Annotated in this window: 23 protein-coding genes and 1 pseudogene; 16 read left to right on the top strand and 8 right to left on the bottom strand. The window is 36.2% G+C overall.

From position 1 onward, the window contains the following. Nucleotides 1–39: 39 nt before the first annotated feature. A complete protein-coding gene (locus ACFQZ9_RS28265) occupies nucleotides 40–1239 on the top strand; it encodes a class I SAM-dependent rRNA methyltransferase (RefSeq protein ID WP_498946679.1) in 1200 nt (399 codons plus the stop codon). 213 nt (nucleotides 1240–1452) lie between these two features. On the opposite strand, the gene ACFQZ9_RS28260 is transcribed toward ACFQZ9_RS28265, so the two are convergent. From ACFQZ9_RS28260 to yedE, 3 genes are all read right to left on the bottom strand, one after another. Then, nucleotides 1453–1791 carry a DsrE family protein gene (locus tag ACFQZ9_RS28260; protein WP_198311853.1) on the bottom strand — a complete coding sequence of 113 codons (339 nt, stop codon included), beginning with the start codon at nucleotides 1789–1791 and terminating at the stop codon, nucleotides 1453–1455. 190 nt (nucleotides 1792–1981) lie between these two features. Then, nucleotides 1982–2161, bottom strand: a complete 180-nt coding sequence (locus ACFQZ9_RS28255) for a sulfurtransferase TusA family protein (RefSeq protein WP_498946756.1) — start codon at nucleotides 2159–2161, stop codon at nucleotides 1982–1984. Between the two features lie 69 nt (nucleotides 2162–2230). Beyond that, on the bottom strand, nucleotides 2231–3460 hold the full coding sequence (gene yedE, locus ACFQZ9_RS28250) for a selenium metabolism membrane protein YedE/FdhT (RefSeq protein WP_498946678.1): 1230 nt from the start codon (nucleotides 3458–3460) through the stop codon (nucleotides 2231–2233). A 405-nt stretch (nucleotides 3461–3865) separates the two neighbouring features. On the opposite strand from yedE, the gene ACFQZ9_RS28245 reads away from it, so the two are divergent. The 3 genes from ACFQZ9_RS28245 to ACFQZ9_RS28235 all read left to right on the top strand — a co-directional run bounded on the left by ACFQZ9_RS28245 (nucleotide 3866) and on the right by ACFQZ9_RS28235 (nucleotide 5977). Then, nucleotides 3866–4759 carry a LysR family transcriptional regulator gene (locus ACFQZ9_RS28245; RefSeq protein WP_498946677.1) on the top strand — a complete coding sequence of 298 codons (894 nt, stop codon included), beginning with the start codon at nucleotides 3866–3868 and terminating at the stop codon, nucleotides 4757–4759. A 131-nt stretch (nucleotides 4760–4890) separates the two neighbouring features. After that, complete coding sequence (locus tag ACFQZ9_RS28240; RefSeq protein ID WP_498946676.1) at nucleotides 4891–5655, top strand: SDR family NAD(P)-dependent oxidoreductase; 765 nt, start codon at nucleotides 4891–4893, stop codon at nucleotides 5653–5655. Nucleotides 5656–5671: 16 nt separating this feature from the next. Continuing rightward, the gene (locus ACFQZ9_RS28235) at nucleotides 5672–5977 is read left to right on the top strand and encodes an ArsR/SmtB family transcription factor (RefSeq protein ID WP_498946675.1); all 306 of its coding nucleotides are present in this window, start codon (nucleotides 5672–5674) and stop codon (nucleotides 5975–5977) included. 95 nt (nucleotides 5978–6072) lie between these two features. On the opposite strand, the gene ACFQZ9_RS28230 is transcribed toward ACFQZ9_RS28235, so the two are convergent. From ACFQZ9_RS28230 to ACFQZ9_RS28220, 3 genes are all read right to left on the bottom strand, one after another. Beyond that, nucleotides 6073–7488, bottom strand: coding sequence for a glycoside hydrolase family 18 protein (locus ACFQZ9_RS28230; RefSeq protein ID WP_498946674.1), 1416 nt, complete (start codon nucleotides 7486–7488; stop codon nucleotides 6073–6075). A 188-nt stretch (nucleotides 7489–7676) separates the two neighbouring features. Beyond that, nucleotides 7677–7832, bottom strand: a complete 156-nt coding sequence (locus tag ACFQZ9_RS28225) for a type II toxin-antitoxin system antitoxin (RefSeq protein ID WP_007083705.1) — start codon at nucleotides 7830–7832, stop codon at nucleotides 7677–7679. A gap of 13 nt (nucleotides 7833–7845) precedes the next feature. Continuing rightward, the gene (locus ACFQZ9_RS28220; RefSeq protein ID WP_498946673.1) at nucleotides 7846–8706 is read right to left on the bottom strand and encodes an SPFH domain-containing protein; all 861 of its coding nucleotides are present in this window, start codon (nucleotides 8704–8706) and stop codon (nucleotides 7846–7848) included. A 288-nt stretch (nucleotides 8707–8994) separates the two neighbouring features. Between ACFQZ9_RS28220 and ACFQZ9_RS28215 the strand changes: the two genes are divergently transcribed. The 6 genes and pseudogenes from ACFQZ9_RS28215 to fsa all read left to right on the top strand — a co-directional run bounded on the left by ACFQZ9_RS28215 (nucleotide 8995) and on the right by fsa (nucleotide 12337). Next, a complete protein-coding gene (locus ACFQZ9_RS28215; protein WP_498946672.1) occupies nucleotides 8995–9627 on the top strand; it encodes an AmiS/UreI family transporter in 633 nt (210 codons plus the stop codon). A 164-nt stretch (nucleotides 9628–9791) separates the two neighbouring features. Then, complete coding sequence (locus ACFQZ9_RS28210; RefSeq protein ID WP_198311847.1) at nucleotides 9792–10214, top strand: MarR family winged helix-turn-helix transcriptional regulator; 423 nt, start codon at nucleotides 9792–9794, stop codon at nucleotides 10212–10214. Between the two features lie 61 nt (nucleotides 10215–10275). Next, nucleotides 10276–10674, top strand: coding sequence for a DoxX family protein (locus ACFQZ9_RS28205; RefSeq protein ID WP_498946671.1), 399 nt, complete (start codon nucleotides 10276–10278; stop codon nucleotides 10672–10674). Nucleotides 10675–10822: 148 nt separating this feature from the next. Next, a complete protein-coding gene (locus ACFQZ9_RS28200) occupies nucleotides 10823–10924 on the top strand; it encodes a BA3454 family stress response protein (protein WP_498946670.1) in 102 nt (33 codons plus the stop codon). 54 nt (nucleotides 10925–10978) lie between these two features. Continuing rightward, a pseudogene (gene rpiA / locus ACFQZ9_RS28195) lies at nucleotides 10979–11635 on the top strand (ribose-5-phosphate isomerase RpiA); the annotation flags it as partial. A 39-nt stretch (nucleotides 11636–11674) separates the two neighbouring features. Beyond that, nucleotides 11675–12337, top strand: coding sequence for a transaldolase family protein (gene fsa / locus ACFQZ9_RS28190; protein WP_498946669.1), 663 nt, complete (start codon nucleotides 11675–11677; stop codon nucleotides 12335–12337). Between the two features lie 139 nt (nucleotides 12338–12476). Here fsa and ACFQZ9_RS28185 read toward each other — a convergent pair whose 3' ends face one another. Further along, on the bottom strand, nucleotides 12477–12965 hold the full coding sequence (locus tag ACFQZ9_RS28185; protein ID WP_498946668.1) for a hypothetical protein: 489 nt from the start codon (nucleotides 12963–12965) through the stop codon (nucleotides 12477–12479). Nucleotides 12966–13362: 397 nt separating this feature from the next. Here ACFQZ9_RS28185 and ACFQZ9_RS28180 point away from each other — a divergent pair, with 397 nt between their 5' ends. The 5 genes from ACFQZ9_RS28180 (at nucleotide 13363) to ACFQZ9_RS28160 (ending at nucleotide 16889) form a co-directional block, all read left to right on the top strand. Continuing rightward, the gene (locus ACFQZ9_RS28180; protein WP_498946666.1) at nucleotides 13363–14301 is read left to right on the top strand and encodes a ring-cleaving dioxygenase; all 939 of its coding nucleotides are present in this window, start codon (nucleotides 13363–13365) and stop codon (nucleotides 14299–14301) included. 23 nt (nucleotides 14302–14324) lie between these two features. Beyond that, entirely contained in the window at nucleotides 14325–14933 is a 609-nt protein-coding gene (locus ACFQZ9_RS28175; protein ID WP_498946665.1) for a flavin reductase family protein, read from the top strand. A gap of 38 nt (nucleotides 14934–14971) precedes the next feature. Beyond that, nucleotides 14972–15589: an alpha/beta hydrolase gene (locus ACFQZ9_RS28170; protein WP_498946664.1), complete on the top strand. Its 618-nt coding sequence runs from the start codon at nucleotides 14972–14974 to the stop codon at nucleotides 15587–15589. 146 nt (nucleotides 15590–15735) lie between these two features. Further along, nucleotides 15736–16341: a hypothetical protein gene (locus ACFQZ9_RS28165; protein ID WP_498946663.1), complete on the top strand. Its 606-nt coding sequence runs from the start codon at nucleotides 15736–15738 to the stop codon at nucleotides 16339–16341. 152 nt (nucleotides 16342–16493) lie between these two features. Further along, nucleotides 16494–16889, top strand: a complete 396-nt coding sequence (locus tag ACFQZ9_RS28160; protein WP_498946662.1) for a gamma-glutamylcyclotransferase family protein — start codon at nucleotides 16494–16496, stop codon at nucleotides 16887–16889. A gap of 67 nt (nucleotides 16890–16956) precedes the next feature. On the opposite strand, the gene ACFQZ9_RS28155 is transcribed toward ACFQZ9_RS28160, so the two are convergent. Beyond that, a complete protein-coding gene (locus ACFQZ9_RS28155; RefSeq protein ID WP_198311840.1) occupies nucleotides 16957–17385 on the bottom strand; it encodes a hypothetical protein in 429 nt (142 codons plus the stop codon). Between the two features lie 443 nt (nucleotides 17386–17828). On the opposite strand from ACFQZ9_RS28155, the gene ACFQZ9_RS28150 reads away from it, so the two are divergent. Beyond that, a complete protein-coding gene (locus ACFQZ9_RS28150) occupies nucleotides 17829–18842 on the top strand; it encodes a DUF3231 family protein (RefSeq protein WP_498946661.1) in 1014 nt (337 codons plus the stop codon). Nucleotides 18843–18990: the final 148 nt, after the last annotated feature.

Below are 18990 nucleotides of genomic sequence, written 5' to 3'. Positions count from 1 at the left end.
TGTAACAATAGAATGTAACTTAATGTAAGGATGAAGATAATGAAATCAGAAGTTAGTGTAAAGGTGAAGGCATCGTTCGTTAACAAATATAAGGAAGGGTATCCCCTTATATCGAAACAAGTGATTAATAACGCATCTGATTTATTAGAAGAGGGTATGTTGATTAACCTTGTTGATGAAGAACATACATTTATAGGAAAAGGTTATTACGGTAAGCAAAACAAAGGGTATGGCTGGGTGCTTACTCATAATAAGGATGAAAAGATTGACCAATTGTTTTTTGAAAGAAAGATTAGGGCTGCATTAGACAAAAGAAAATCGTTTTTTAAAGATCAGGAAACGACTGCCTTTCGTGTATTTAATGCAGAAGGTGATGGAATCGGCGGCTTAACCATCGATTATTTCGATGGTTATTACTTAATCAATTGGTACAGTAGAGGGATTTATACGTATAAAGACCATGTGCTTGCAACACTTAAGAATCTAGTGGAATATAAAGCAATTTACCAGAAGAAGCGTTTTAATATTGAGGGAAAATATATTGAAGAAGACGGATTTATGGATGGAGAAAGAGGACAGTTTCCTATTATTGTCAAAGAAAATGGGGTTAATTTTGCTGTCTATTTAAACGAAGAAGCGATGGTTGGGGTTTTTCTTGATCAGCGCGATGTGAGGAGAACGATTCGTGATAAGTACGCAAAAGAAAAGACTGTATTAAATACCTTTTCGTATACCGGGGCATTTTCTATTTTTGCGGCAATCGGTGGTGCTGCAAAAACAACGAGTGTTGACTTGGCTAATCGTAGTTTACCGAAGACGATTGAGCAGTTCAGTGTGAACGGAATTGATTATGAAACCCATGATATTATTGTGGAAGATGTTTTTCACTATTTTAAATATGCTGGTAAGAAGAAGCTAACCTTTGATATGGTAATCCTTGATCCTCCTAGTTTTGCAAGGTCTAAAAAATTCACCTTCAGTGCAGAAAAGGATTATAAAAATCTCCTGAAAGAAGCGATCGCGATTACAGAGAATAATGGGGTAATTGTCGCTTCAACAAATTGTGCTGCGTTTGACATGAAAAAATTCAAAGGGTTTATTGATGCTGCATTTAAGGAAAGTAACAGGAAATATCGGATAGAAGAGGAATTTTCCTTACCTCAAGATTTTAGATCCATTAAGCAATTTAGGGAAGGGAACTACCTTAAAGTTGTGTTTATTAAAAAGCTTAATGGCTAGAGGAATGAGTCAAAGGTAATGAACTGCACCTCAATTTTTGGTCTAATAATTGTAGGTGCAGTTTTGATATGCCTTAAATTATGGCTGCTGTATAAAAAGTATGTTGTATTAGTAGTCTTATCTTGTTGCATTAAAGCGCTCGATTGTTGAATCTCATCATTGTTAGATTTTATTAAATAAATGACAGATACTTTATTGAAAACCTCTTCAAAATCAAGATAAAGTAATGACCTCATATTTTGAGGCTAACTCAATAAAATGGTCCATCCCGCTGATTTTTCCAGCTGCAAGCTTTTCATTTACTTCATAGAAGTCTACACATGTTTTACAAGCCAGAACGTCAACACCCTTTTCTTCCAGTTCTTTTAATTGGAGAGAAACAAGCGAGTTTTCCGTTAATGTAAACACGCCACGGTTCATGCAAAAAACAGCCGCAGGCAGTTCTTCCTTTTGCTTGAGAATCGTAAAGAAGGTTTCTAATATCCCTTCGCCTAGTTCTGGTTCTCCTTTGCCAAGCTGATCCGAAGAGAGTAAAATGACTTTGTTTTTCAATTTCTTCACCTCATTGATTTAATAACACTATGTTAGCATATTTAATTAGGAAATAACTACCTTTTCTATTCCATGGTGTAATAGCTTCGGTGTCGTTTCTTAATTATAAAAATAAGTAACGTTGGCAGACTTTTTTCGTGTCTGCCAACGTTACTTTTTAAAAGAAGAGGTCGCTTTTGTAAACAGTCTGCTATTTTACTACTTTAATGTAAAAATAAATATCCTGCCCAACCTTTTTCGGTTCTGTCAGGAGCTGGTATCCATGTTTGACAGCTTCTTCCGGAACACTTCGGAAGGATTGCGGACAATCTGCGATGACCTGTAAGACTTCCCCGATTTTCATGGTTTTTAGCGCATCCAGCGCAAAAATGACAGGGTACGGTCATGGCTCGCCGCGAATATCTAGAGTGTAGTTGACATCCATCACCTGGGACATGTATTAAGCCTCCTTTGTAACGTGTGAAACCCGCTCTGTTTTTTGATATTGGATTCCCTTTCCATAACGGAATCGCTTTTGCCACCAATTAGATAGGAAGAACCAGGCAGCCAGCATGGCCAGTGTTCCAAATAAAGCTCCCATTGGCCCCCATTGTTCGATTAAGTTCACTTTTGGCCAATTCTCTACAAGTGCATGGTAGATGCCGAGATGGTCCCAGCTATAGGCAAGAACTGTAGCACCGACAATATTACCTGCACCAACCACCCAAAATAACAATTGACCTTCCATTGCCCGGTACATCATGCCAGTTTCACAGCCGCCGGCAAGAACGATACCAAACCCGAATAGGAGTCCGCCGATTGCCGTGCTAGGAGCGGCCATTTTGATAAGGGCGACAGAGCCGTTTTGAATATAAATAAAGGTTATAATCACACTGATCATCATCCCAACGGCAATCGCTTTTGACATTACAGCCCGACCGCTGACCCATAAGTCACGAAAAGCAGAAGTGAAACAAATTTGTCCGCGTTCGATAAGAATCCCGAACAAGGCTCCTGCTATACAGGCAACCGCCAAAAGTGATTTGCCAGTTGCGAAAAAGTAAAGAACAAGCGCAAGATATATACAGGCAAAAATGAGGCCGATCACAGGCTGAACATTATGTTTTTGGACATGCTGGTTGACAACCGGGCTCATCGACCCTTTCATCATGGTAGGTTTTCCACGCCACCATTTTGTATTTACAACCTTGACGCCAAAGTAGGTTCCAATTGCAGTGGTCAACATAAAAATCCAGGAATGGAACGAGAACTGAGGCACGCCCGTAAAAAAGGCCGCCAAGTTGCATCCAAGGGCAAGGCGTGCGCCAAACCCCGCGATGATCCCGCCAATAAAACCTTGGACTATACGCCTTTTTTGTCGGGGGATGCGGATTTTAAAACTGTTGCTTAGTAAAATCGTAATGAGTGCCCCAACGAGCATTCCAATGACAATCCAGCCATCGGTCCGGCTAATGGGAGTCCCTTCGATTCCCACCAGTTGAAAATATGCCCATTGCGACACATCTACACCGAACCATTGTAAGATATGTCCGCCGAGTCTGGTGAATTCCCCCGTAACTGCCCAAACTGTACCTGTAATTCCAAAGTACAATGCACTAACCAGACCAGCAATACTGATGGCTATGTAGGGATTCCAATACTCCTTGAAGATTTTTTGATAAAGATTCATTAATTTATCTCCTCCTTTTTTGCAAAGGCCATGGGGGCCTGCTCTTGTTGTCAATAGCAAGAGAAATGTCCTTATGAAATTGTCCAAAAATGCAGGCATACAAAAAAACCCGGAAAGATCCAGGGCATTTTGAAAGCTTCATTTATTCACTACTATAACGTTAGTTTGGCTTGTATCGCAATTCAAATAATCGATAAGATAGATTAATATATATCGTAATATTGGATACTTGGGATTCCAATCATCATAAAATATTTTATTTTCATTTTAGAAAAATGGTATCATTAGATCAATTCAATTTATCTATTATATCAATGAATATTTATCGTTCAATTAGATGTAAACGCGTTAAAGTCTGTATGTTGTTTGACTATAAAGCAAATGCAGCATAAAGGGGATAATCGAATGGATTTACACCAGCTATTTGTTTTTTCAAAAGTGGTAGAGCATAAAAGTTTTTCCAAGGCAGCAGTGGATATATTCTTGAGTCAATCCACGGTAAGTGCGCATATTCAAGCATTAGAAAAATCATTGAAAATGAAACTGTTTGACCGTGTCGGGCGGGAAGTCATTCTTACGCCTTATGGAAGTCGTTTATATCAATGGGCATTAAAACTGCTTCAATTAAAAGATGAAGCCATACTTGATTTAAAAGAGGGAATGAATGAATTGCGGGGAATGATTCGAATTGCGGCAAGTTCGGTTCCGGGTCAATTTATGCTTCCTACAATGATCAAGAATTTTCGGAATCAATACCCGAATGCCATTTTTCCTATTGAACAATCTTCTTCAAAGGGCGTAATGGAGAAGGTATTAAATGGTACTGTTGATCTCGGATTATTGGGTGAAAAGTTTGAAAATGATAAACTTTGTTTTGTTCCGTTGGTAAAAGAAAAACTTGCCCTTATTACCTCAAATAACACAGTGATAAACGAACCGGTGACAATTCAGGAGCTTTTGAAATATCCATTTATTATGAGAAATTCCGGATCAGGAACACATGCCATTCTCGAGCAATTATTAAAAAAAAATAAAATCTCTAAAGAACAAATGAACATCATTGTCTATACAGAAAGCGGTCAGACATTAATTCAGTTTGTAATGGCTGACATTGGCATTGCCATTATTTCAGAAATAGCCGCTAAAGAATATGCCAAAAAACAATTACTTAAAATGCATGAAATAGATGGCTTCGATGATGAAAGATATTTTTATCTGGTTTATAACAAAAATAAAACACTGTCGATGCTTTCCAAATTATTTATTGAGCATTTAAATAGGAATGAAAATAATTTGTGATCTTTCTCTCAATGAAATTGACATTGAGAAAAAATTTAATTATTATATGTTTAAACGTTTAAACATTTAAATATTTAAACGAGAATTTTCTATTTCCTAAATAAAATTAACCAATTTGGAGGAACGAGTGAGTGAAAAGGACTGCATTAATTACTGGAGCGACAAGCGGTTTAGGATATGAGTTCGTGAAACTGTTTGCTGCTGATGGCTACAATCTTGTTCTAGTTGCCAGAAATCAACAAAAATTAGAAGAAATCAAACATACCTTTACCCATATAGAAGTTACGATCATTACTAAAGACTTAAGTGTACCTGAAGCGGCTAATGAAGTTTTTCAAGAAGTTGAAAAAAAGGGAATTCATATTGATGCTTTGATTAACAACGCTGGCTTTGGATTAATGGGGAACTTTGATGATCTTGACCTTCAAATGCAATCAGAGATGATTCAACTAAACATCACGGCATTAACAGAATTAACCTATTATTTTCTGCCAAGCTTAAAACAAAGGAATAAGGCAAGAATCCTGAATGTCGCAAGTACAGCTGCATTTCAGCCGGGTCCATTAATGGCTGTCTATTACGCGACAAAGGCATTTGTTCTTTCCTTTTCAGAAGCACTTGTGGAAGAGTTAAAAGGAAGCAATGTCACGGTTACAACTCTATGCCCTGGTGCAACAAAGACCAATTTTGGTTCTGTTGCTAGTGTGGAAGGAACAAAAATGTTCAGTCGGGCCATGTCCTCAAAAATAGTAGCTCAACAAGGTTACCAGGCAATGATGCACGGGAAACGTGTGATAATAACGGGTGGATTAAATAAAGCTGGTGCACTCGCAGCAAAGTTTTTGCCAAGGAGCCTGGGAGCAAAAATTGCGATGTATGTCGCTGGTGAAAAGTAAGGGGGCTCTTGGAGTTATGACAAAACAAGCGATTGATGTTTTTAGGGCGTGTATTCCGTTATTTAACACGTTAAGTGACCCGGCAAGGCAGGATATTATTCTTTTGCTGGCAGAACGAGAACCGTTAAGTGTAAATGAAATTGCTGAACATTCCAGCTTATCGCGACCAGCAATTTCTCATCATTTAAAAATTATGCGCGAACAACAGCTCGTGAAAATAGAACAAAAAGGAACCCAGCGTTACTATTCACTTTCGTTAAATCAAAGTATAGAGCAATTGAAGGAGTTAATTGAAATAGTGGAGAGTGAATGTATTCTTTAAAGTGTAAAAATGGTTCTGTTTCATTTATAGCTTGGATGAAGGACATTTCGAGGGTATCCCAAGTTAGATTTGTCCTTCATATCCCGGATTCACCATTACAAAGCTAATCTTTTTATCGTAAAATTGTCATTCAATAATGCCCAGTTTTGTGGATAAGGATAACCTAACGCCCAATAACTGACACCACGAAGGTTATATTGTTTGACCATATCAAACTTCGCTTGGGCACTACGTGCATCTTCAAACCATACTTCATGACCCCGGCCTTGTTCATCCACATAGCGGAAAAATGGGGATTGTGCTGTGGTATCATATTGAATGGAAGCTCCATATTTAACAGCTCTTCTTACCGCTTCTTGAGGACTAAAGGTCTCAGCTTCTTGGCCCTGAACATGTGGGAGTAGCCAATCCCGGGCATAAATTTGAAATCCTAAAAAGATTTTTTCAGAAGGCATCACTGATAGTGCATATTCCACAACTCTTCTCATTTGGTTTATAGGCGAGATAGCTTGCGGAGGCCCTAGTCGATAGCCCCATTCATACGTCATAAGGACAACAAAATCTGCAATTCTTCCATGTGCCTCATAATCGTGAGCTTCATATAAAAGACCGGCTTGGGTCGCACTCACTTTCGGTGCAAGAGCAGTTGATACTAAATATCCTTTTGGATGGAGACGGTCAACAGCCAATTGTAGAAATTGATTATAATTCTCGCGGTCCTCCGGTTGTACATTTTCAAAATCAATGTTTAACACTTTATAGCCCTTAGTATCCATCACTTGAAGAGCATTGGTAAGTACTTTTTCTCTTAAATCTGGATTGGATAAAACAACATGCGCTAAATTTGATCCAGCTTGTGTGGAGGTAAAATTTGTGACCGCTAACATGGGTACAATATTTTTAGATTTTGCAGCATCAACCATTACCTGGTCATTCATCGGTTGTAAGGTCCCATCTTCCTTGATCATATAAGCAAATGGGCTAAAATAAGTAAGTAGATGTCCAAATTCATTAAAGTTATCGACAGTTGTTTCGTTCGACTGATACGTATAAGCGTTTACTTCAATTGTTGGTTTTTTTCTTGGGATTGCCAATTGCATACCTGGATAAATCATGTTAGGGTCTTGAATGTGATTTTCACTGATGATTGCCTGAACCGATGTCCCATACCTGTTGGAGATTTGCCATAACGTCTCCCCCGATTGAACAATATGTGTAATAGAAGGAATAAATAGTTTGGTACCCGGATATAAAACATTTGGATTTGTTAGTTGGTTCGCTTGAATAATCGCCTGAATCGTGACGCCATATTGTTGAGAAATGGACCATAAAGTATCTCCATATTTAATGATGTGGAATGTCCCAGGTTTTGGAATAACTAAGGACTGTCCTACTAGTAATTGATTTGGGTTGGGTAACCCATTTAATTGAACAGTTGTATTCATATTTACAGCATAGCGGTTGGTAATTTGCCAAAGCGTCTCGCCTGCGCTCACTACATGTATGATCATTCGGACTCCCCCCTAGGCGTTTTCATTAATGCATAATATGTAATCACCAATAAAAGGTGTTTATATCTTGGGATTGACTCTTTTTTAAGAGGGAGAAGCCCGTTCGTTCAATAACTTCTTAGCTGTAAAAAGATGAACAGAAACAAAAAATCTTTCTGATCCATGATACAATCAGAAAGACCCATTAATTATTCTTTTTTCAATCTTCCGGCCTTTTTGGCAGCCTCTTTTAAAATTACCTCGATTTGGGCGTTCACACTTCTAATTTCATCTTCCGCCCATTTTTCCAACACTTCATATAATTTGGGATCAATGCGGAGCGGAAATGATTTTCGTTTCGTCATTTACGACACAACCTTAATAAATACTTCCTGTATTGATAATCGGCTGCGTGCCTTTTTCAGATACAATCGCGACCATCAAATTATTAACCATCTGTGCCTTTTTCTCCTCATCCAGCTCAACAATTTCTTGTTCCGCCAGCTGATCAATCGCCGCTTTGACTAGCCCTACAGCACCATCGACAATCACTTTGCGGGCAGATAACACAGCTTGAGCTTGCTGTCTTTGAAGCATCGCTGAAGCGATTTCCGAAGAATAGGCAAGATGCATAATCCGTGCTTCAATCACATCAACCCCGGCAACCTCAAGTCTCTTTTGTAAATCAGACATAAGGACATCTGCAACCTCATCGCTATTTTGTCTTAGTGTTAAGGTGTTTCCAGTAGACTCAAACGAATCATAGGCATAGGTGCTGGCAATATGGCGAATCCCGGTCTCACTCTGAATTTGAATGAATTTTTCATAGTTTTCTACATCAAATAAGGCTTTGGCAGCATCCCTTACTTTATATACCACAACAGCAGCGATTTCAATCGGATTTCCCTCTAAATCGTTGACCTTTAATTTCTCGCTGTTAAAGTTCGTCACACGTAAGGAAACACGTCGTTTAAACGTGAAGGGAATAGTTGCCCATAATCCTTGTTCACGAATCACACCTAGATACGTACCGAAAAATGTTAATACTTTTGCTTCGTTAGGCTGAACAATGGTTAAACTGGTCGCAATGATCAAACCGAGTAGAACGGCTGCAATGGCAAGTATTTTTTCTAGTGTAGAAACACCGTTAATGACTAATAAAACTCCGCCAACAATACACACAATGGCAATGACAAGTGCGGCAAAACCATTCATTTTAAAGATCGTTTTTTCTGTCATACAATCCCCTCCCTAAGATCAACGTGATATAAAAGTGATATCACATTTATATCATATAATTTTTGTTGAAAAAAGTAAAAGGTTATAGTGCTAACCAATTTATTTGTGTGGTGAAACAAACAATTTCCATTTTTTTAAGATATAGAAAGGATTTACTCTCTGATAGAGTATAAGTATAATAAGAAATGCTTGTTGGACGTCATACGACTTTTTAAAAAGTAAAAACTTTTGATTATTTAATAGACAATCTCTACTTGTAATATAAAAAAACGAAAAGGAAAAAATAAAATGGATATAATCGGATTGTTCTTATCTGGTGCTGCACTATTTTTAAATGGGATTATGCTCGTTGGAAAAGCGGATGAAAAAAACGTTGGGATTTTTAATTTGTTTGTTGGGGCGTTCCAAGTCATCGCTCCTTTTTATTTAATTATAGTTTCCGGTCAAGATCACTGGTTTTTATATGAAAAAGCAGCCACTTTCTTGTTCGGCCTAACCTATTTGTACGTCGGAATTACTTTGTTAAAAGTAATGAATGGAAGCGGGCTGGGTTACTACTCTTTATGGGTGTCTATTATCGCTCTCGGTTATGTGATTGAATCCATTATCCATTATCATGATATGGTTAATGCGTTGACATGGCTATTGTGGTCATTTTTATGGTTTTTATTTTTTGTAATCAATACACAAAAAATCAATATCAATAAATTTGTTGGAAAAGTAGCTATTATTCAATCATGGATAACCTTAACTTTGCCGGCGCTTTTTTCTTTCATAGGCATATGGGGGAATAAATGGATGTACGATTTCTGGATTATAGTCTTAGGAATTTCAATCATCTACTTTCTCCTTTTGGCATACAAACAATTTTTTTATCAAAAAAAGCTTAGCTTTAAAGGAAAATTAACCATTTCAAAATAAGAAAATTGGACTAGGGCGGCATGACTTTTAATAAGTTATGCTGCCTTTTTTCTAATTGGGGACATTGCATGAATAAAAATAGGTATTGACATGAAAAATGTTAAGAATTATAATTATCTCATATTCAAGATAATTAATTTCGAGATTTTTAGGAGGTGATTTAAATGGAGCGAAAATGCAAGAATTTACCCTTTCTGGTCTTAATGCAAACATCAAAAGCTATTCATGAGCGCATAAAGGAAGAAATGACCAAAAACAAACTGAGTATTACGGAATTTTCAGTTTTAGAGGTCCTTTACCAAAAGGGGAAACAGACCATCCAACAGATTGGTCACTGCATCTTAATTTCAAGTGGGTCGATGACCTATGTGATAGATAAATTAGAACAAAAAGGTTTGTTAAAGAGAAATGACTGTCCTAATGATCGACGTGTGATTCATGTGACATTAACGGATAAAGGAAATCAATTTATGGAGGAAATCATGCCGAAACATCATGAGTTAATTGAGGATATGTTTCATTCATTAAATTCTGATGAGGCAGAGACATTAGTTCGGTTATTGGAAAAAGTAAAGAATACAATATAAAATTTTATTTTTTTAATAAATATCTTGAATCCGAGATAAAGATACTTAGGAGGAATCAGAAATGATTAATATTGGTTTATTAATAATTCGTTTAGTAGTTGGTATATTATTCATTGGTCACGGTGCTCAAAAATTATTTGGCTGGTTCGGTGGTTACGGTTTAAAAGGTACAGGAGGCTGGTTTGAATCCATTGGTATGAAACCGGGTGTAACCATGGCACTTTTCGCTGGATTAGCAGAACTTATTGGAGGAATTTTATTTGCTTTAGGACTCTTAACTCCACTTGCAGGTATAATCATCGCTGGAACTATGGTTATGGCGATTGCGAAAGTACACGGTCCAAATGGAATATGGGCAACCTCAAATGGTTATGAATATAACTTAACTTTGATTGCCGTTACGATCGGTATAGCTTTAGTCGGTCCTGGTCAATATGCTTTAGATGTATTTTTATTTTAAAATATCTCAAATTAGAGATATTTAAATTTTGAATAAATGTATTAGGTAATAATTTTAGAAACAAGAATCAAACAAAAAAATTTAAACTAAAAATTTATAAAGGAGTGTAACCTATGACAGAAAGTGACAGTTAAGCTTTATTTTAAAGGTGGTAAATTACCTTACAAATGTAATTGTTAAAAAAGAAACATCTGAAAAACAAATTTTAGAAATAGAGGAGGAACAAATTAAAAGGCAGTGGATAAATTAAGCACGGTTGTCATCTTCAAAACTTTAAATGAAAGGAGCAAAAGTCCTTGAATGAAAAAAAAAAGTTGGTGAAAAAGCTGCTGATTACGTAAAAGATGGAATGGTAGTCGGGCTCGGAACGGGTTCAACCGTATTTTATACCATTTCTAAACTTGGCAAATTAGTTCAACAAGGACTCTCTATTAAAGGAATCCCTACTTCTAAACAAACAGAAAAGTTGGCTATAGATGTAGGAATACCCCTAATTTCGTTTAATGAAATCGATCAAATTGATGTGGCTATTGATGGTGCTGATGAAGTGAATAATGATTTAGACCTTATTAAAGGCGGTGGCGGCGCCCTTCTAAGGGAGAAAATAATTGCAAAAGCAGCTAAAACTTTTATAGTTGTAGCCGATTCACAGAAAATGGTGTATAAGTTAGGAAATTTTCCACTTCCAGTAGAGGTTGTTCCTTTTGGATTTAACATGACTATGAAATATATAAGAGAGCTTGGATGTAGTCTCCAGTTACGAGAAAAAGATGGAATCCCTTTTCGAACTGATAATGGAAACTATATCTTTGATTGTAGATTCCAGGCTATTAAGTTTCCTGCGGATCTAGAGAGGGAATTGAATCTAATTCCAGGCGTCGTTGATAATGGCTTATTTATTGGAATGGCTGACATCATTATAACTTTGAATAAAGAAAAGAACATACTTATTCAGGAGTAAAAAATATCTAAGTATATATAAATCGGAGGATTAAATATCATGAAATTTTTTATAGATACTGCAAACTTAGAAGAAATAAAGAAAGCATATAAAATTGGAGTGCTATCTGGAGTAACAACTAACCCTTCATTAGTAGCAAAAGAGGGAGTGAAATTTGAAGATCGTATCGCCGAAATCCTAAATGCTGTTCCCGAAGTTGAATCTGTATCTGCCGAAGTAACTCCCAACGCTTTAACAGCTGAACAAATGATTGCTGAAGCAAACGAGCTCATTAAAATTAATGGCGGGGATAAAAATATTACCATCAAACTTCCAATGACATTAGAGGGATTAGAGGCGTGTCGATACCTTACCAAAAAAGGTGTAAAAACAAACGTTACCCTCATTTTTTCGGTAAACCAGGCATTATTGGCAGCTCGGGCTGGGGCAACCTACGTATCTCCATTCTTGGGCCGGTTGGATGATATTAATGAAGACGGTGTTCAACTCGTTTCACGGATTGCTGAACTATTCCGTGTCCAAAATTTAGACTCTCAAATCATTGCAGCATCAGTTCGTCACCCAGACCATGTAACCCGTGTGGCAATGGCTGGAGCACATATTGCAACGATACCATTTAAGGTAATCGAGCAATTATCTAAACATCCATTAACGGATCAAGGAATTGAAAAATTTGCTACTGACTGGAAAAATGCTCTTTAAAAACTGTAAATAAACTTATTGTGAAATAAAATTAAACACCCTTACCTGCTATTTATAGTCAAGGTAAGGGTGTTTTTTACAAATAATAATTTTTATATATCATTTATCCAGCAATTTACTAAGGACCTTTCCGCAATAATTAAGCTTTCTGTTTTAGTTGAAATTTAACATTTTGAATATGTACATTTAAGAATTGTTCTAATAGGACCTGCTTTGCATCAACTTCTTTGTTTTCCTTTTCGCAAACTACATTTTCATGTTGGAGATTATTTACCATGGTCGTTACTAGTTGTTTAAAAATAGGGGATTTAGTTAATAGATAAATAATTAATTCTGTAACGGCTTGCTTTTCCTTTTCGTTCCTTGCGGCAAATATACTATGTTTATCTGGCTCAAATACGATTAAAGTTTGCATATCCGCTGTAAAACGAATACCAAAATACCTTTTTTCAGTTCCATAATATTCATTTTCCCTTATACGAAGAAACTCTAACCCAACCATAAATTCATAAAACAGTAAGTCGTTTTCAAGAAATTGAAATATTTTTAGTTCAATGTTGGAGCTTTGATCTATAAATATTTCCTTTTCTAACCTGGTTTGGATAACTTTGGATTCTAACAAATTCATTTAATTACCTCACTTTTTGAATTCTATTTGCATTTTTCGTAAAAAATAAGTGGTAAATAACTCTTTTTTAATATTAAATAATTGAAATAAGTTCTAAGGAATCTAAACAATTTTTAGTTATATATGTAGTAAACCCATAATTTTTAATGCTTATTCAAACTATAAAGATATAGAAGATACTCCTTAAACCTTTTTTTAAGTAGTTACTTATTGCTAAGCAATAAACATGGCTTAAGTAATCAGAGGGTAAATGTAACTTAAGTTAAAAACATATTGACACGTAAGTATAAAAGTATTAGTATTATCTCATATTCAAGATAATTAAATTCAAGGTATTTTCGGGTAGGTATTCAGTTCCTTTTCATAACGTTTTTCACATTAAAAAGGAGTGAAAAAAATGAGTAAGAAAACAATGGGGATTCACCATATCACAGCCATCGTAGGTCATCCACAGGAAAATGTAGATTTTTATGCTGGAGTTTTAGGATTACGACTTGTCAAACAAACGGTCAATTTTGATGATCCAGAAACTTATCACCTTTATTTTGGTAACGAAGGTGGAAAACCAGGAACAATTATTACCTTTTTTCCATGGACCGGGGCACGTCAAGGAATCATTGGAGACGGGCAAGTAGGAGTAACTTCATATGTAGTTCCGACAGGTGCTTTTGGATTTTGGGAAAAAAGACTAGAAAAATTCAAGCTTTCTTTTACGAAAATGGAACGCTTTGGCGAGCAATACCTGGAATTTGATGATCCACATGGGCTTCATTTGGAAATCGTAGAAAGAGAAGAAGGGGAAGCTAATACATGGACCTTTGGCGGAGTAACATCGGATGTAGCCATAAAAGGATTTGGCGGTGCCACTCTTTTATCCTCTCAACCAAATAAAACAGCGGAATTGTTAGAAAATGTTTTAGGATTAGAAAAAATCGGAATAGAGGGGGATTTTGTACGCTTTCGCTCCTTAGCTGAAATCGGAAATATAATCGACCTTAAACTAACTCCGATTGGTCGAGGACAAATGGGTGTGGGAACTGTACACCATATTGCATGGAGGGCGAAAGATGATGAGGATCAATTAGATTGGAAACAATTCGTTCAAGCAAATGGGTATAGCGTTACACCAGTACAGGATCGAAACTACTTTAATGCGATATATTTTAGGGAACATGGGAAAATCCTTTTTGAAATTGCAACCGATCCTCCAGGTTTTGCGCATGATGAGTCACAAGCTACAATGGGGGAAAAATTAATGTTGCCATCACAATATGAGCCTCATAGAGGACCAATAAAACGCGGATTGTTACCATTTGAAGTAAGAGAACTAAACTGATTTTACGAAAGGAAATGATTACTTTGCTTTCGATTGACCCAGCCACATTGTCTGAACGGGATAATTATAAGTTCCTAATAGGAAGCATCATACCTCGACCGATTGCTTTCGTCACAACGATATCAAAAGACGGGGTTTTGAATGGAGCACCATTTAGCTATTTTAATATTGTATCATCCAATCCTCCGTTGATTTCATTATCGATTCAACGTGCACAAGGGGAACGAAAGGATACATCAAGAAATATCATCGAGTCTAAAGAATTTGTTGTTCATATTGTGGATGAGCAAAATGTGGAAAAAGTAAATAAAACAGCTGCCAGTCTTCCACCAAATCAAAGTGAAATAGAGTTAGCGAAATTAACTCCAGTAGAAAGCGTAAAAATTACTGTGCCGGGAGTAAAGGAGGCGAAAATTAGAATGGAGTGTTCTTTAGAACATTCATTTGAATTGGGAGGTTCGGATTCCCCGGGATGTGATTTAATCATTGGAAAAGTGGTGCAATTTCATATCGAAAATGACCTTTATGAAAAAGGGAGAATTAATCCCAAGGGTTTGGCTGCGGTAAGTAGATTGGCTGGGAATTATTACGCCAAAATTGGTGAGATTTTTGAAATCGAAAGACCTAAATAGTTCATTTCAATGATGAACGTTCTGGAGGGAGATTAATCATGAAGCATATATTCAATAAGGGGCAAGACTCAACTAAACCAACGTTATTATTACTGCATGGTACGGGTGGCACAGAGTTAGACCTGTTGCCGATTGCAGGAAGAATAGATGATGAGGCGAATGTCTTAAGCGTCCGTGGGAATGTATTAGAAAATGGCATGCCCCGTTTTTTTAGAAGATTAGCGGAAGGTGTCTTTGATGAAGAGGATCTTATTTTCCGGACAAAAGAATTAAATGAGTTTCTAGATGAAGCAGCTGAAAAGTATGGTTTTGACCGAAATAATATCATTGCCATCGGTTACTCAAATGGGGCGAATATTGCGGCAAGTTTATTATTTCATTATCAAAATGCCTTAAAGGGTGCGATTCTCCATCATCCAATGGTACCGAGAAGAGGAATCGAACTTCCTGATTTATCAGGGAAGTCAGTATTTATTGCCGCTGGAACAAATGATCCAATCTGCTCTCCAACAGAGTCCTCTGAACTACAATCTTTATTTGACAAGGCAAATGCGAAGGTAGAAATTCATTGGGAAAATAGAGGTCACCAACTAACATTGGAAGAAGTAGAGGCTGCAGGCCAATGGTATAAACAATTTAAATTAAAAAATACGTAAAAAGAAAATCAATGAATATAAACTAATCGGAATCTTTTTCGGTTAGTTTTTTTATGGGTATAAAAATGGGTAAAGAAACAAAGCAGGAAATCCTTTGATTTTATCGAAAGTATATGAAAAACAGGTTTTAATATAGAGGTGACATAATGATTTTTCATTATCATTTTTGGACTCCCCATCTGGAGGAAACTGAAAAGTTTTATCAAGAGAATGGATTTCGAATATCGCAACGTTTAGGAAAATACAAGGGCGATTTTCAAACGTTTAATCCTCCATTAACTTGGGATGATTTTCGTGAAAAAAAGATTCTTTTCCGAATTATAGAAGCAAGAAAAGGGGCAGTTAATATAACTTTTGGTTATGGAAAGAGAATTATGTTTGATCATATTGGCTTTTTAGTATCGAAGGAAGAAAAAGGTAAAATTAGTGAAAATGCTGAAAACATGAATTGGGCGGTTGATCGCGGTGAACGGAGGACCTTTATAACAACACCCTATCATTTTAGGATTGAACTCCAATCGTGCGTAGCTGTAGTAGACTCTATCAGTGATAACATAAAAATAAATAAATTAACATTGGAAACTAAAATCGAAGGATTAGATAAGGGTCTTTCCCAGTTGTTTGGTGGACCCGTTAATCAAATCATTTCCGACGTCGGTAATGAAGTTATGATTAAAGAAGCGGTTATAAATGGGTTCTTATCATCGAATGTTGTAGACCCTAACGGAGTAAAAGTTTTTAACAATATTTAGATATATTATATAAACTAACAATCATAAAAATAGATGTAAATTCCATAAAAAAACTTCATAAAGCCTAATCAAAAGAGGTTTAAAGTGATGTACCGCTTTCGTTTTATGGGTGTATTTGTAGGAGAAGGTTTAAATACTCGGGAGTGATGGGAATGGAAAAAAGGCACTATGTTTTCGTTTACGGTACCTTAAGAAAGGATGACCGTAATCATAAGCTGCTTAAGGATGCTGTTTGTATTGCAAGTCATTGTTGGACAGACGGAAAGCTGTTTGATTCGTATAAAGGGTACCCATTTTTAGTGCAATCCAATGACAGTCGAGTAGTTGGAGAACTTTATGTAGTGGACGACGCGCAACTTTCTGACCTCGACCGGTTGGAAGACTACCATGGATCTGGAAAAAATAATCTTTATGATCGGGTGGAGCAAATGGTCCATACTAAAAGTGGAAACTATCAGGCTTTTGTATATGTCCTTCCAGATAAAAGGAATACCAAAAACATGCAGTTGATTGAAAGCGGAGACTGGATCCTATATCAAAAAAATTAGAAAACAAGTCTAGGGTAGTGTTATTCTAATTTTTTTAAAAGGATGAAAAATTAAATAGCTGATTTGGTTAAGAGCTTGGTAGCAGCATTTTATCTAATTCTCGGACTCTTTCATAAGATTCAGCCAGATGTTTAGGGACCAATGTTCTTCCGAATTTCCAGGCATTTGTTTCAATTAACGATTTAAGCTGTTCAATTTCATCATCTTCACCATACATTAGAATCCTAGTATCATGTTTGTTTTTCTTAAAATCTAAATAGTACCCGAGTACCCGATAAAGAATAAGTTTAACAAAGTTTTCATCAGTCTCTTTAATTTTAAAGTTCAATTTATCTTTATATCCGTTAATTTGTAAGTAGTTAAACTTAATCGTATTTGTCGATACGTTATAACTCATGGGCACAGTTAGATGATTGTTAAATTCATAATTTATATCTAAATTATGTTGATGTAGAGTATTTTCAATGATCTTTTCAATATCCCATATGTATAGCATTTGATCCACCAATACCTTTTCCCATTATGATATTCGATAAACTTTATGTAATGATCTGAATTTGTCAAAATTATAGCACAGATTTTTATTACATTAATGATAAGAACATAACAATTTAATATCAGTTCACTTACAAGAAATTTATCCTTCTATATTCAGGTGAAAATTTATAAAGATTTTTAAGTTCCCAATTTAATTCGGATGGGGAACTTTTTTGTATTAAGCTCTATTAAAATTTTGAATGAAGATTCAATAATCAAAACCTGAATAGCAATTATTTACATAGGAAAATCTATCACAAGGTGAACAATTTGAAAAATTAAAGGTATAGGAAAAGTTTTTAGCATAACGGTTAATTCTAATACTTCAATGAACATCATTACCTAGTATATATTTTCAGTTCTAGATTGTTGATATAGGTGAAAAAGGATGGTGGACATGTTATGGAGAGCAAGGACGAGAGCGTAAAACTAACAAGCGCAGAAGTATCGGTCTTGTGGGGTACATATGTTAACGACAGTATGGTGGATTGTATCATGCACCACTTTTTGGAATCCTATTCGGACCCGGATATTCTTCCTATACTCGAGCAAACGAAAAACATTGCCAAAAAACATATGATTGAAACAGAGCAATTATTTCTTAAGGAGAAAATTGCAGTACCAGAAGGATTTAAGGTAGAGAAACATGTTATTCCTGGAGCCCAAAAACTTTTTTCCGATATGTTTTATATGCAGTATGTATTGCAAATTTGTCGTTTTGGAATTGCTTCCCATACTGCAGGTTTAACATCAGCTGCAAGAGAAGATGTACGAAAAATGTTTAAAGATTTCTTCGATGATGCCTCGCAACTATACAATGAAGTAGTGAATCTTATGGAAGAAAAGGGCACTTTTGTGCGGATTCCTTATATGACCTATCCAACTAAAATTGACTATATCAATAAAGAAAACTTTTTAACAGGTTGGTTTGGTCGAAAACGTTCCTTGTTGGGAATAGAAGTTACCCATTTGATGCTTAATGCTTTTCAAAATGAAATAGGAAGAGCAACATGTGTGGGTTTTTCGCAGGTAGCTCAAGAACAAGAAATAAGAGATTATTTCCTGAGAGGAAAACACTTAACGAAACATTTTCTGAGTTCTATTCATGATGTACTTGTAGAAAGTGACATCCCAAATGCAATGTCATGGGACCAAAGTGTTACAGGTTCAACCATACCGCCATTTTCGGACCAGTTGATGCTTTATATTATTGGCATTCTTTCTAATCTTGGTATAGCAACTTATGGAGCTGGTTTATCTGCATCCATGCGTAGGGATATTGGTGCGATGTACGCCAGTTTTATAACAAAAGCAGGAGCTTTTGGAGAAGATGGTATGGATTTAATGATTGAGAGAAGATGGATGGAGCAACCTCCGACATTTGAAGACCGAGATCGGATAGCTAAAAGGGATTAGTTTCAGGACAAAAAATGGTACCACAATCAAACTGAAAACGAGCCCCAATTATGTGGCTCGTTTTCCTAGGTGGTAAAGTCTTACTTTTCCTTGACAGCAAGTCCGATCATCATCACTATGAGCGTAAGCAACTGAATCATAACCTCTA

Origin of the sequence: Neobacillus sp. GCM10027624, from assembly GCF_042675345.1 — a bacterium.
GTDB lineage: Bacteria > Bacillota > Bacilli > Bacillales > Cytobacillaceae > Neobacillus > Neobacillus cucumis_D.
Note: the sequence above shows the minus strand (reverse complement) of the source record. Positions and strands in the feature narration are given on the sequence as shown.

What these genes read in the sequence shown, in the direction of transcription:
- ACFQZ9_RS28265 (WP_498946679.1), top strand. Translation starts at nt 40, where the DNA reads ATGAAATCAGAAGTTAGTGTAAAGGTGAAGGCATCGTTCGTTAACAAA.
- yedE (WP_498946678.1), bottom strand. Translation starts at nt 3,460, where the DNA reads ATGAATCTTTATCAAAAAATCTTCAAGGAGTATTGGAATCCCTACATA.
- ACFQZ9_RS28245 (WP_498946677.1), top strand. Translation starts at nt 3,866, where the DNA reads ATGGATTTACACCAGCTATTTGTTTTTTCAAAAGTGGTAGAGCATAAA.
- ACFQZ9_RS28235 (WP_498946675.1), top strand. Translation starts at nt 5,672, where the DNA reads ATGACAAAACAAGCGATTGATGTTTTTAGGGCGTGTATTCCGTTATTT.
- ACFQZ9_RS28230 (WP_498946674.1), bottom strand. Translation starts at nt 7,488, where the DNA reads ATGATCATACATGTAGTGAGCGCAGGCGAGACGCTTTGGCAAATTACC.
- ACFQZ9_RS28225 (WP_007083705.1), bottom strand. Translation starts at nt 7,832, where the DNA reads ATGACGAAACGAAAATCATTTCCGCTCCGCATTGATCCCAAATTATAT.
- ACFQZ9_RS28220 (WP_498946673.1), bottom strand. Translation starts at nt 8,706, where the DNA reads ATGACAGAAAAAACGATCTTTAAAATGAATGGTTTTGCCGCACTTGTC.
- ACFQZ9_RS28215 (WP_498946672.1), top strand. Translation starts at nt 8,995, where the DNA reads ATGGATATAATCGGATTGTTCTTATCTGGTGCTGCACTATTTTTAAAT.
- ACFQZ9_RS28210 (WP_198311847.1), top strand. Translation starts at nt 9,792, where the DNA reads ATGGAGCGAAAATGCAAGAATTTACCCTTTCTGGTCTTAATGCAAACA.
- ACFQZ9_RS28205 (WP_498946671.1), top strand. Translation starts at nt 10,276, where the DNA reads ATGATTAATATTGGTTTATTAATAATTCGTTTAGTAGTTGGTATATTA.
- fsa (WP_498946669.1), top strand. Translation starts at nt 11,675, where the DNA reads ATGAAATTTTTTATAGATACTGCAAACTTAGAAGAAATAAAGAAAGCA.
- ACFQZ9_RS28185 (WP_498946668.1), bottom strand. Translation starts at nt 12,965, where the DNA reads ATGAATTTGTTAGAATCCAAAGTTATCCAAACCAGGTTAGAAAAGGAA.
- ACFQZ9_RS28180 (WP_498946666.1), top strand. Translation starts at nt 13,363, where the DNA reads ATGAGTAAGAAAACAATGGGGATTCACCATATCACAGCCATCGTAGGT.
- ACFQZ9_RS28170 (WP_498946664.1), top strand. Translation starts at nt 14,972, where the DNA reads ATGAAGCATATATTCAATAAGGGGCAAGACTCAACTAAACCAACGTTA.
- ACFQZ9_RS28165 (WP_498946663.1), top strand. Translation starts at nt 15,736, where the DNA reads ATGATTTTTCATTATCATTTTTGGACTCCCCATCTGGAGGAAACTGAA.
- ACFQZ9_RS28160 (WP_498946662.1), top strand. Translation starts at nt 16,494, where the DNA reads ATGGAAAAAAGGCACTATGTTTTCGTTTACGGTACCTTAAGAAAGGAT.
- ACFQZ9_RS28155 (WP_198311840.1), bottom strand. Translation starts at nt 17,385, where the DNA reads ATGCTATACATATGGGATATTGAAAAGATCATTGAAAATACTCTACAT.
- ACFQZ9_RS28150 (WP_498946661.1), top strand. Translation starts at nt 17,829, where the DNA reads ATGGAGAGCAAGGACGAGAGCGTAAAACTAACAAGCGCAGAAGTATCG.